Below are 12,328 nucleotides of genomic sequence, written 5' to 3'. Positions count from 1 at the left end.
TCTCCAGCCCCGCGAAGTCGAGGGGCGAGTCGAGGATCGGGTATGCGCGGTCAGCTGCCCGGGACGTATGCGTCGATCAGCGCGCCGACATAATCGGGATTGCGACTGGTCAGTTCGGCCGCGGGTCGCGCATCGCCGTGGATGAAGCCGTAGACGGGGTAGATGCCGCCGCCGAGGCCGTCGACATCCTTGTACCAGACCTTGACGCGGCTCCAGTCATTGGCTGGCGAGACGTCGAACAGCGTGACGTCCTGTTCGGCATGACCGCGTTCGCCGTTCTGGCGCGACCAATTGGCATGGGTCAGCATCACGACGCGCTTCTCGACGACGCGGCTGATGACCGCGACATGCCCCATAGGCAGGCGGGCCGTCTTGGCGAAGACGATGACGGAGCCCGTCTTTGGTCGGTGCGTCCGCTCGTACCGGCCATCGGCCTGACGCCACCAGGTCCAAGCATCGCCATAGATCTCGATCCCCGAGGCCGCCCGCGCAAACGGAACGCACTGGCCGACATAGTCGAGCAGCGATGCCTGTGCAGCAGACCCCGCGCCGATCGTGAGGACAGCGGAGAGAAGGGCGCGACTGAAGCGATTCATCCCGTGATCCTAAAGGCCGTCCCATGACCGCCATGTTGCCGCCTGTGGTTAATGGCATGGCGATGCGCCAGCCTCAATATGGATTAGTCGACAAGGCGTTGCGCGCGCGCGGTAGTCCGTAAAGCGCCCAGTCGGTTCCCGACAGCATCCCCCGGCGGCGCACCGTCCGAAGCGTATAGACGCGTCCGCAGCGTCGCGTCGTGGCCGTCGCTGCGCCGCCGTCGTCGAGATCGACGAAGACGAATTGCACAGGTCGGCAGTCGCTTGTCAGCACGAGCGGATAGCGCGCCGCTGAGGCGGCGACCCGAAGCGGGGCAACCGGCTGAAGGTGATCGACATGAACGCGCGCGCCGCCCGGTGCTTCGATGCGGACGCCGGCGATGGCGGCATCGATATCGCCGCGTCGTCGCGCGATGTCCTGCGCGATGTCGTGGTTCATGCCGATCGCGAGGAGAGTGAGGGCGAGCGCGGCCAATATCTTTGACCGGGGGCCTTTCGTCAGCGCGGTGGCGATCAGGTCGGTCAGGAGCAGCAGTACAGCCACGCTGGAGAGCAGGAAATATCGCGGCATTCCTGTGTTGGCGACGTGAAGCGTGGCGAGGGCGATCGGCAGTCCGGCGATGGCGAGCATTGCCAGCCACGCCATGGGTCGTCGTTGCGCCACGGCGATTCCTGTGACGACGAGTGTCGCCAGCGCGAGCATTGCGATTGACCACCGGGCCAGGCTGGACGCGCCGAAAGTCGTCGCCAGCATGACCTGCAGCGCATTGACGAGGCTCGCGAACGAGAAGGGCACAAAGTCGCCGACCTGCATGCCGCCAGGGCTTGCAGCGGCAGCGCCGAAGACCAGCGTGAAGACAAGCATGACGGCAACGACGCTCGGCAGCATCAGCCGCGCGGTCATCGCAGCGGCCGTCCCTGTGGCAACCCGCTGGCGCAGCGTCAGCGCGACCCAGCCGGCGATCGCGACTACGAAGAACAGCATCGTCAATTGCGACAGGAGTCCGAGAATGGTCAGCAGCGCAAGCAGCCCCGGCGCATGGCGGGGCGCAGGGCCAGGGGCGTTGAGCCAGCGTGCGGCGACCAGGATCGCACCCACCGCGCACAGCAGCATTGGCGCATAGCCGCGCGCTTCGCTGCCATAATTGACCAGGATCGGCGACAGCGCGAACAGCGCTGCGCCGACCAGCGCATGCGCCGTGGAGCGCCGCGCACCGATCGCGGCGACGACCAGCACCGTGGCGGCACCGGTGACGATCGATAGCGCGCGCAGGGCCAGCGGCGGCGCGGCATAGCCGACCGCCTGCATCCACAGGCTGTTCAGATGGTGGTTGTTGTCGTGATTGATCGAGGTGAACACGGCCCAGGGTGTGTCCGCCCTCGCCACCAGCACCGCAGACCACGCCTCGTCGACCCACAGCCCGCCATGGGCCGATAGGATCCGGACCCAGACCGCGACGCCCAGGATCGCAAGCAGAGCGTATGCCGCGGGGAGGGACAGGTTGTGACGCACCCCCGGAGCATTAGCGCGCAACTGATTAAAACCGCGTTTTCAGCGTCGCTCAGGCGGACCGTTCCGGCCGCGGCTGTCTCGTCGCTCCCGAAGCTACCCCTGGTTCTTCTGCCGCTTCGCCATGAAGGCGAGGCGTTCGAACAGCATCACGTCCTGTTCGTTCTTGAGCAGTGCGCCGTGCAGCGGCGGGATCGCCTTGGTCGGATCACGGTTCTGCAGCGTCTCGAGCGGCATGTCCTCGTGCAGCAGCAGCTTAAGCCAGTCGAGCAGTTCGGAGGTCGAGGGCTTTTTCTTGAGGCCGGGGACGTCGCGGACGTCGTAGAACAGGTCCATCGCGCGCGAGACGAGCATGCGCTGGATCCCGGGGAAATGGACGTCGACGATCGCCTGCATCGTGTCGCGGTCGGGAAACTTGATATAGTGGAAGAAGCAGCGACGCAGGAACGCGTCGGGCAGTTCCTTCTCGTTGTTGCTGGTGATAATGACGATCGGACGCTCGACCGCGCGGACGGTCTCCTTGGTCTCGTAGACGTGGAACTCCATCCGATCGAGTTCCTGCAGCAGGTCGTTGGGGAACTCGATATCGGCCTTGTCGATCTCGTCGATCAGCAGGACGGGCGGCGCCGGCTGGGTAAACGCCTCCCAGAGCTTGCCCTTGCGAATGTAGTTGCCGATGTCGTGGACGCGCTCGTCGCCGAGCTGGCCGTCGCGCAGGCGGGCGACCGCGTCATATTCGTACAGCCCCTGCTGCGCCTTGGTCGTCGACTTAATGTTCCATTCGATCAATGGCGCGCCGAGCGCCTTGGCGATCTCATAGGCGAGCACGGTCTTGCCGGTGCCGGGCTCACCCTTGATCAACAGCGGGCGGCGTAACGTCACCGCGGCATTCACCGCGACCTTGAGGTCGTCGGTCGCGACATAGCTCTGCGTGCCTTCGAAGCGCTTCATGCCCATTCCCGTCAGAATCGAATTCCCGGTACGGATAGAAGCTGTTGGGCATCCGACGCAACCCGGACGATGGCGACACCGACAGCGATCGGGTTTCGTTGCAAGGCCTGGACGGTGTACCGAGCATCCGCGCGGCGAAACGACGCGGCTGGAGGAGGCATCACGATCATCATGCTGAACAGGCGGGCTCTCCTGTCAGGCGTTTCCGCAACGCTCGTTACGCGTCCGGCCTTCGCACGCAGCGAGGCTCCTCCGCCCGGCGTCGCCGACTATGAGACCGCGAGTGGCGGCCATGTCGGGCTCTACGCGCGCAACCTGACGACGGGGAGGGCGATCGCCTGGCGTGCCGATGAGCGGTTCGTCATGTGCAGCACGTTCAAGGCGTCGCTCGCCGCGTGCGTGCTGAACCGGGTCGATCGCGGCCGGGCCCGGCTTGCGGACAGGATCGCGCTATCGCCCGCAGACCTGCAGGACTGGCACGCACCCGTTGCCCGTCAGAATCTGGCGCGCGGCGAGATGTCGCTTGGCGAGATGTGCCAAGCGGCAGTCGAGCAGAGCGACAATAGCTGCGCCAACATCTTGTTGCAGCGGATCGGCGGACCCGCCGCGCTCACCGCCTATTGGCGGGGTCTCGGCGACGATGTCAGCCGGCTCGACGATATCGAGCCGTTCCTGAACCGTACGCCGCCGGGTGGGTTGCGCAACACGACGACGCCGAGGGCGATGGCGGCGACGATCGGACGGATGACGCGTGGTCCGGTATTGTCGCCCTCGTCACGCGCGCTGCTCATGCTGTGGCTTCGGCAATGCCGGACCGGCGCCGCGCGGTTGCGGGCCGGTCTGCCGCGCGGATGGGCAATCGGCAACAAGACGGGGAACAACGGCAAGGACGCGGCCGGCGACATCGGGCTGTTGTGGCGCGATCCCGACACGCCGATTATGATCAGTGTCTACACGCGCGGCGGCACGCCGACCGAGGCGCAGTTCAAGACGTTGTTTTCAGAGGTTGCCCGGGGAGTTGCTACGATACTGGCCTAGGCTGCGAGTGCAATCCGTTCAGAGATCGCCGCGCGCGCTGGCGCGGGCTTCGAGCAGCGACCAGAGGCCGCGATGCTGGGCGTAGAGCTGCTGCGCCCCGAAGGTGATGGCGCGCCGTGTACCAGGCGTCGCACCCAGCGTCGCCAGCGCCTTGGCGCTGACGTCAGCGGGCGGGAGCGCGCGCGGCGGCGCGACGATGCCGAAGCGGGTCGCGGCAAGGTCGAGCACATCGCGCGTCACCGCCCAGTCGTGGAGCAGCGCGGCCACCGCCCCCGTGGCGCAACCGGCGCGCTCCGAACCGGACAGGATCTCCAGCGCGTTGCGCACGCCGGCGAGGGCGGCCTCGGTCGCCGCCTGACCCGGTGTCGAGGGCAACGGCCCTACGGCCGCGGTCAGCTGGGCGAGATAGCCGCGTTCGATCGCGAACCCGGTCGCTGCGGTTTCGAGCCAGGGCAGCGAACCCAACTGTGCGCCACGCAGCAAGGCGTCGTCGATCATCCCGGGATGCCGTCCATAGACGTCGCAGAACGCGTGCACCGCATCCGACAGGTTGCGCTGGGCGGGGGCGGATTGGATCAGTCGCGTCGCGTGAGGGTGCGCGACAGCACCGTCGACGGCGCCAAGGCGCGCGACGACGTCCCAGGCGCCGGGCCGTGTTTCGTCAATGGATGCCGTCGTCGAAGCCATTAGTCCCCGGTCATGTCTGGGATGCCCGCGCGCCATATGCGTGCGGACGTCCGATCGCAGGTCCTTGCACGTCACGTGTAAAGACCGCGTGCACATGACGTTAACCGGCTGCTAACCATCCGCCGGCGGGTCCGGTCGGCCTGGGCTTGACGGCTTGGCCGCGGGCGAGCGCATCACGCGGGGTTTACGGCTTTACGGGGGCGGGACGCGCCGCGATAACGCGCGCGGCACCGGCACCGCGCTGGAGCCCGTCCATCGGAGACTATAGGATGCGTACATGGTTGCTTGGGCTTGCACTTGCTTCGGTCGGAACCGCCGCGATGGCTGCTGACGGCGCGTCCGCGCAAACGGCAGGCGCCGCCGACGGCGTTGCCACGCCGAGCGATCCGGCTGCGGCTCCCATGGCGGCTGCAGCCCCGGCCGGCGATCTGACGCTGGCGCGGGTGTTCGGCAATCCCGACCTGTCGGGCCCGCAGCCGCGCGCGGTACGGCTGTCGCCCGACGGTGCGCTGTTGACCTCGCTGCGCAACCGGGCGGACGAGAAGGAGCGGTTCGATCTCTGGGCGGTCGATACCGCCACGGGCCAGGAGCGGATGCTCGTCGATTCGAAGAGTGTAGGCAGCGGCGCCGAGCTGAGCGAAGCCGAGAAGATGCAGCGTGAGCGCGCGCGGATCGCCGGGTCGAAGGGTATCGTCGCCTATGACTGGGCCCCCGATGGCAAGTCGATCCTCGTGCCACTCGACGGCGACCTGTACATCGCGACGCTCGACGGCAAGGTCCGGCGGCTGACTGATACACCGGGTGGCCAGCTGAACCCCGTGATCAGCCCCAAGGGTGGGTTCGTGTCCTATGTCCGCGACCAGAATCTGGTCGTCCAGCCGCTCGCGGGCGGCGAGGCGCGCGCGGTCACCAAGGGTGGCGGCGGCACCGTTCATTTTGGCGAGGCGGAGTTCGTCGCGCAGGAGGAAATGGATCGCCGCACGGGCTATTGGTGGTCGCCCGACGAGCGCTATGTCGCGGTCGAGCGGTTCGACGAGGCGCCGGTGCGCATCTTCACGCGTGCATCGATCGGCGCGACGGGGACCAAGGTCTATGATCAGCGCTATCCCGCCGCGGGCACGCCCAACGCGCTGGTCGACCTGTACGTGATGAAGCCCGACGGGTCGGGACAGGTGAAGGTCGATCTGGGCACCAATCCCGACATCTATCTCGCGCGGGTCGACTGGACGCCGGACGGGACGATGCTGCTGGTCCAGCGCCAGAGCCGCGACCAGAAGCTGCTCGAGATGCTGCGCGTCGACCCGGCAACGGGCAAGTCGACGATCCTGTTCACCGAGAAGTCGGGGGTGAAGAGCTGGCTGAACCTGTCGGACGCCTACCGCGTGCTGAAGGACGGCAGCCTCATCTGGCGGTCGGAGCGCAGCGGCTATGGCCATCTCTACCGGTTCGCGGCAGGGCGCTGGACGCAGCTGACCAAGGGCGATTGGGTCGTGACCGGGCTGGTCGGCGTCGACCAGGCCAAGGGGCGGTTGTTCTTCACGGGCAACAAGGATGATGTGCTCGAGCAGCAGCTCTATTCGGTCGATATCGCCAAGCCGAACGCGATCACCAAGCTGACCGAGAGCGGCTGGTGGAACAGCGCGTCGATGGACGGCGCGGGGACGCGGTTCATCGTCTCGCGCTCGAACCCCTCACAGCCGACCCAGGTCTATCTGGCTGATGCGACCGGCAAGCGGATCTCGTGGATCAACGAGAATGCGGTGAAGGAGGGGCATCCCTATTACCCCTATGCCGCCAGCCATCAGCAGACCAGGTTCGGGACGCTGAAGGCCAAGGACGGCACGACACTCTATTACGAGATGATCACCCCGCCGATCGAGCCGGGCAAGAAATATCCCGTCTTCTTCCAGCATTATGGCGGTCCGGGCACCGGCCAGCAGGTCACGCGGGGCTGGCAGGGGCCCCTGCCGCAATATCTGGTCGATCAGGGCTGGATCTTCTTCCAGATCGACAATCGCGGCTCCTACAACCGCGGCAAGAAGTTCGAGGACGCGATCTATCACGCGATGGGCACGGTCGAGGTCGAGGACCAGCTGGCCGGGGCGGAGTATCTGAAGACGCTGCCGTTCGTCGAGCCGAGCAAGATCGCGACCTATGGCTGGTCCTATGGCGGGTACATGTCGCTGAAGATGCTGGAGAAGACGCCGGGGGTCTATGCCGCCGCGGTGTCGGGCGCGCCGGTCACCGACTGGCAGCTTTACGACACGCATTATACCGAGCGGTATCTGGGCGATCCCAAGACCGATCCGGCGAGCTATGCCACGTCGGCCGCGGTCGAGGATGCGGCGCTGATCAAGGATCCGCTGCTGCTGATCCACGGCATGGCGGACGATAATGTGTTCCTCGACAATTCGACCAAGGTCGCAGCCAAGATGCAGGCGACCGCGACGCCGTTCGAGATGATGTTCTACCCGGGCTATACGCACCGCGTTGCGGGGCCGGGAATCAGCGAACATGTCTGGGGGACGATCCTCAACTTCCTCGACCGGACGGTGAAGGACAGACCGGTTCCCGGCGAAGGGACGAGCTTGCCCGCGACGAAATAAAGTTATCTGGCAGGGCGCGTCGGAGACGTATACGGACGCGCCCGAATGAAAATCAGCAATGTCGCGATCGTTTCGCGGCGGCATCAAGGGACGACATAATGGGTTATCGGATCGTGGTTGCAGGGGCGACCGGCAATGTTGGGCGCGAAATGCTCAACATCCTGGCGGAGCGTGAATTTCCGGCGGACGAGATCGCCTGCGTCGCATCGTCGCGCAGCCAGGGCGAGATGGTCGATTTCGGTGACACCGGCAAGCAGATCAAATGCCAGAATATCGAGAATTTCGACCCCACCGGCTGGGACATGGCGCTGTTCGCGATCGGGTCGGAGGCGACTGCGGTTTATGCGCCGAAGTTCGCTGCGGCGGGCTGCACGGTGATCGACAATTCGTCGCTGTACCGGATGGATCCGGACGTGCCGCTGATCGTGCCCGAAGTGAATGCGGACGCGATCGACGGCTACAAGGTGCGCAACATCATCGCCAACCCGAACTGCTCGACCGCGCAGATGGTCGTCGCGCTCAAGCCGCTGCATGACGCCGCCAAGATCAAGCGCGTCGTCGTCGCGACCTATCAGTCGGTGTCGGGCGCGGGCAAGCAGGGCATGGACGAGCTGTTCGAGCAGAGCCGCAACATCTTCGTCGGCGACCCGGCCGAGGCCAAGAAGTTCACCAAGCAGATCGCGTTCAACGTGATCCCGCACATCGACAGCTTCCTCGACGACGGGTCGACCAAGGAAGAGTGGAAGATGGTGGTCGAGACGAAGAAGATCCTCGACCCGAAGATCAAGGTCACCGCGACCTGCGTCCGCGTGCCGGTGTTCGTCGGCCATTCGGAAGCGATCAACATCGAGTTCGAGAGCGAGATCTCGGCCGAGGAGGCGCAGAACATCCTGCGCGAGGCGCCCGGGGTCATGCTGATCGATAAGCGCGAGGATGGCGGCTATATCACGCCGATCGAATGCGTCGGCGAGTTCGCGACCTTTATCAGCCGCGTGCGCGAGGATTCGACCGTCGAGAACGGCATCAACCTGTGGTGCGTGTCGGATAATCTGCGCAAGGGCGCGGCGCTGAACGCGGTGCAGATCGCCGAGCTCCTGGGTCGTCGGCATCTGAAGAAGGACGCGTAAGCGGGGGAGCGGGAGGGGGAGCCTCCTTCCGCTTATCCGACGTCGAGCGCGGGATGACGTATCGCGGGCGTCATCCTGCGTGGGCGGACACGGGCAAAGCCCGTGTCGTCGACCGGCGCTGAGTGCGCCGTCGGCCGATCTTGCCTATGCGATCCTGCTTCGCTGGATCGTCTTATGGCTGCGATCAGTGACCGATATACCGTCCCGGCCTATGCCAGGCGATCAGGATCAGGCTGATCGCGGCCGCGCTTAGGACTGACCAGCCGAACTGACCCGCGCTGACGACAGGGATCGCGGCGGCTAGGATTACCACGTCGAGTGCGATCTGCGTGCGGCCCGCATTCCATCCCCGCGTGCGCTGCAGCCACAGCGTCACGACCCCGGTGCCGCCGACCCCGGCCTGATGCCGCGCGAGGACGAGGATGCCGAGCCCGATCACCGTGCCGCCTACGATCGCGGCGAAGAACGGGTGCATCTGGTCGACGTGCATCGATCCGCCCGCGAAGGTCGAGAAGGCGGCGATCCCGGCATTCACCAGCATCGTCTTGATTGCGAAGCGGCGGCCCATCGCGTAATGCGCGAACAGGAAGAAGGGCAGGTTGATCAGCGTGAACAGCACGCCGGTCGGCAAGGGCACCAGATAGGACAGGAGCAGCGCGATCCCGGCGATCCCGCCGGTGACGAGCCCCGCCGCCTTCAGGAAGACCAGCCCGATCACCAGCAGGATACAGCCGATGACGAGCGCGTAGAAATCCTCCGCGATGCTGTGCGGGCGTCCCAGGGGAAGGGTGGCTGAGGGGAGGGTGGCGTCGGCAGATGGCGGCATTGCGGGTCCTTGGTCGGGCCCTTCGCGCATCCTCGGTGAATCGTCCGACGCGATCCTTGCCCCTTAGCTAGAGGAGTTTGCGTGCCACACTACCCCTTTTTGTGATCGCGTCGTGCGTTGCGGGGTTTAGCGCCGGTCCCGGTCCCGGTCCCGGTGGCGGTTGACAGCACGGTGTCGTGTGTCGGACGGGGGCGACGACATCCTACGATTATAGGGATCTGGATCCGTGGCACATTCCCCGACCGAGACGCAGTATTTCGAGAGCTTTGACGGCACGCGGATCGCGTGGCGCGAGGTCGGCGAGGGGCGGCCGGTGGTGCTGATCCACGGCTATTTCTCCGACGCGAAGACCAACTGGATCCGCTACGGCCATGCCGCCAAGATCGCGGCCAAGGGGTTCCGCGTGATCATGCCCGACCTGCGCGCGCACGGCGAGAGCGGCAAGCCGCATGGGCTGGAATTCTACCCCGCGGATGCGCTGACGCTCGACGGCCATGCGCTGGTCGATCATCTCGGGCTCACCGATTATGATCTCGGCGGCTATTCGCTGGGCGCGCGAACGACGTCGCGGATGCTGGCGACGGGCGCGACCCCCAGGCGGGTGATATTTTCCGGGATGGGGCTCGCCGGGCTGACCGAGACGTCGCGGCGCGCGGGGCATTTCCGCAATATCCTCACCAATCTGGGCGAGCATGTCCAGGGCACGCCGGAGTGGCTGGCCGAGGCGTTTCTGAAGACTACGGGCGGCGATCCGGTCGCATTGCTCGGGATCCTAGAGACCTTTGCGGATACACCGATCGAGGCGGTCAAGGCGATCGAGCAGCCGGCACTGGTGGTGTGCGGTGCGGAGGACGAGGATAACGGGTCGGCACCGGACCTCGCCGCAGTCCTGCCGCAAGGTCGTTATGTCGCGACGCCGGGCGGGCATATGAGCGCGGTGGTGAAGCCCGAGCTTGGCCAGGCGATCGCGGACTTTCTTGCTGAATAGCCCCCGTCATCCTGACGAACGTCAGGACCCGCAGCCAAGCAGCGCCGTCCCCGGTAACCCTGGGTCCTGACTTTCGTCACGATGACGGGAGGGCGTGGCTAGCGGGTTGACCATCCGGCGGCGGATCATCCATCAGGGCCTCACGATAAGGGGATGATGATGGTTCGGTTCAGCGTTTCGATGTTTGCTCTCGCCGGCGCGCTGTGCGCCGTGCCGTCGGTGGCCGGTGCTCAGGCCACCGCTGCTGTGCCCAGCCCGACCGCCGCGCAGGCGGATGCGTTCGTCGCCGAGGCGGAAAAGGTCTTTGCCGCCAAGTCGGTCGACGCCTCGCGCGTGGCGTGGGTGAACGCGACCTACATCACCGACGATACCGATGCGCTGGCGGCGAAGTCGGGCGCGGAGATGACCGATCTCGGCGTGAAATATGCGCTGGGCGCGGCGAAATACGCCAATGTCCCGGGCCTGTCGGTCGACACCAAGCGCAAGCTCGACCTGCTCCGCGGGGGGCTGACGCTGCCCGCCCCGACGCGGCCGGGCGCATCGGACGAACTGTCGATGCTGACGACCAAGATGTCGTCCTCCTATGGCAAGGGCATGGGGACGCTCGACGGCAAGCCGATCAACGGCTCCGACATCGAAGCGGCGATGGGCGAGAGCCGTGATCCCGCCAAGCTGCAGGAGATGTGGACGAGCTGGAACGACGCGGTCGGCGCACCGATGCGCGGCGACTATGCCAAGATGACCGCGATCTCGAACGAGGGCGCGCGCGAGCTCGGTTACAAGGATGTGGGCGCGCTCTGGCGGTCGGGCTACGACATGAGCCCCGAGCAGTTCGCCGCGCTGACCGACAAGATCTGGAAAGAGGTCGAGCCGCTCTACATGGCGCTCCACACCTATACGCGGTGGAAGCTCAACGAGAAATATGGCGATGCGGTCCAGGCGAAGACCGGGCCGATCCGCAGCGATCTGCTCGGCAATATGTGGGCGCAGGAATGGGGCAATATCTATGACATCGTCGCCCCCAAGGGGGCTGGCGATCTCGGCTTCGACACGGGCGAGCTGCTGAAGGCCAAGGGCTATGACGCGGTAAAGATGGTGAAGCAGGGTGAAGGCTTCTACTCGTCGCTGGGCTTTGCGCCGCTCCCCGAGACCTTCTGGAAGCGGTCGCAGATCACCAAGCCCGCGGACCGCGACGTGATCTGCCATGCCTCGGCGTGGGATATCGACAACCAGGACGATATCCGCATCAAGATGTGCACCAAGGTGAATGCGGACGACTTCGTCACCATCCACCATGAGCTCGGCCACAATTACTATCAGCGTGCCTACAAGGCGCAGCCGATGCTGTACAAGAACGGCGCGAACGACGGCTTCCATGAGGCGATCGGGGATACCGTCGCGCTGTCGATCACGCCGGATTATCTGGTGAAGATCGGACTTCTCGACCAGGCGCGCGTGCCGAGCGCGGACAAGGATATCGGCCTGTTGCTGCGTCAGGCGATGGACAAGGTCGCGTTCCTGCCGTTCGGGCTGCTGATCGACAAATGGCGCTGGGGCGTGTTCTCGGGACAGATCCCGACGACCGGCTATCAGGCGGCGTGGGACCAGATGCGGCTGCAATATCAGGGGATCAAGCCGCCGGTCGCGCGCGACGAGACGAAGTTCGACGCGGGCGCGAAATACCATATCCCGGCGGCGGTGCCCTACACGCGCTACTTCCTCGCGCGCGTGCTGCAGTTCCAGTTCTACAAGGCGGCGTGCGAGCAGTCGGGGTGGAAGGGGCCGCTCCATCGCTGCTCGTTCTACGGCAACAAGGCGGTCGGCACGAAGCTGAACGCGATGCTGAGCATGGGCCAGTCCAAGCCTTGGCCCGACGCGTTGCAGGTGTTCACGGGCAGCCGCGAGATGTCGGGCGCGGCGCTGGTCGAGTATTTCAAGCCGCTCAAGTCGTGGCTGGACGTGCAGAACAAGGGCAAGCCGACCGGCTGGTGAGGCAAGG

The 12,328-nt window shown here is 65.7% G+C and carries 10 protein-coding genes; 5 read left to right on the top strand and 5 right to left on the bottom strand.

What is annotated here, in order from left to right; translation table 11 throughout:
- Positions 1 to 50 precede the first annotated feature (50 nt).
- The 3 genes from IFS44_RS02935 to IFS44_RS02925 all read right to left on the bottom strand — a co-directional run bounded on the left by IFS44_RS02935 (position 51) and on the right by IFS44_RS02925 (position 3,057).
- Positions 51 to 596 carry a CHAP domain-containing protein gene (locus IFS44_RS02935; protein WP_031394952.1) on the bottom strand — a complete coding sequence of 182 codons (546 nt, stop codon included), beginning with the start codon at positions 594 to 596 and terminating at the stop codon, positions 51 to 53.
- 73 nt (positions 597 to 669) lie between these two features.
- Complete coding sequence (locus IFS44_RS02930) at positions 670 to 2,109, bottom strand: hypothetical protein (RefSeq protein WP_192097413.1); 1,440 nt, start codon at positions 2,107 to 2,109, stop codon at positions 670 to 672.
- Positions 2,110 to 2,202: 93 nt separating this feature from the next.
- On the bottom strand, positions 2,203 to 3,057 hold the full coding sequence (locus IFS44_RS02925; RefSeq protein ID WP_031394950.1) for an AAA family ATPase: 855 nt from the start codon (positions 3,055 to 3,057) through the stop codon (positions 2,203 to 2,205).
- A gap of 171 nt (positions 3,058 to 3,228) precedes the next feature.
- Between IFS44_RS02925 and bla the strand changes: the two genes are divergently transcribed.
- A complete protein-coding gene (bla, locus tag IFS44_RS02920) occupies positions 3,229 to 4,095 on the top strand; it encodes a class A beta-lactamase (protein ID WP_192097412.1) in 867 nt (288 codons plus the stop codon).
- 18 nt (positions 4,096 to 4,113) lie between these two features.
- Here bla and IFS44_RS02915 read toward each other — a convergent pair whose 3' ends face one another.
- Positions 4,114 to 4,782 carry a DUF6975 family protein gene (locus IFS44_RS02915; protein WP_192008601.1) on the bottom strand — a complete coding sequence of 223 codons (669 nt, stop codon included), beginning with the start codon at positions 4,780 to 4,782 and terminating at the stop codon, positions 4,114 to 4,116.
- 401 nt (positions 4,783 to 5,183) lie between these two features.
- On the opposite strand from IFS44_RS02915, the gene IFS44_RS02910 reads away from it, so the two are divergent.
- Positions 5,184 to 7,388, top strand: coding sequence for a S9 family peptidase (locus IFS44_RS02910; protein ID WP_244649898.1), 2,205 nt, complete (start codon positions 5,184 to 5,186; stop codon positions 7,386 to 7,388).
- 98 nt (positions 7,389 to 7,486) lie between these two features.
- A complete protein-coding gene (locus IFS44_RS02905) occupies positions 7,487 to 8,515 on the top strand; it encodes an aspartate-semialdehyde dehydrogenase (protein ID WP_056407645.1) in 1,029 nt (342 codons plus the stop codon).
- 184 nt (positions 8,516 to 8,699) lie between these two features.
- Here the strand turns inward: IFS44_RS02905 and IFS44_RS02900 are convergent, their stop codons facing one another.
- On the bottom strand, positions 8,700 to 9,341 hold the full coding sequence (locus IFS44_RS02900; protein WP_031394464.1) for a YitT family protein: 642 nt from the start codon (positions 9,339 to 9,341) through the stop codon (positions 8,700 to 8,702).
- 226 nt (positions 9,342 to 9,567) lie between these two features.
- On the opposite strand from IFS44_RS02900, the gene IFS44_RS02895 reads away from it, so the two are divergent.
- Both IFS44_RS02895 and IFS44_RS02890 read left to right on the top strand, forming a co-directional pair.
- Complete coding sequence (locus IFS44_RS02895; RefSeq protein WP_056407648.1) at positions 9,568 to 10,329, top strand: alpha/beta fold hydrolase; 762 nt, start codon at positions 9,568 to 9,570, stop codon at positions 10,327 to 10,329.
- Positions 10,330 to 10,488: 159 nt separating this feature from the next.
- On the top strand, positions 10,489 to 12,321 hold the full coding sequence (locus IFS44_RS02890; RefSeq protein ID WP_192097410.1) for a M2 family metallopeptidase: 1,833 nt from the start codon (positions 10,489 to 10,491) through the stop codon (positions 12,319 to 12,321).
- The last annotated feature ends 7 nt before the right edge of the window (positions 12,322 to 12,328 follow it).

Origin of the sequence: Sphingomonas sp. CFBP 13706 (assembly GCF_014842355.1) — a bacterium.
GTDB classification, from domain to species: Bacteria; Pseudomonadota; Alphaproteobacteria; order Sphingomonadales; family Sphingomonadaceae; genus Sphingomonas; species Sphingomonas aerolata.
This window is presented reverse-complemented; position numbering and strand designations above follow the sequence as displayed.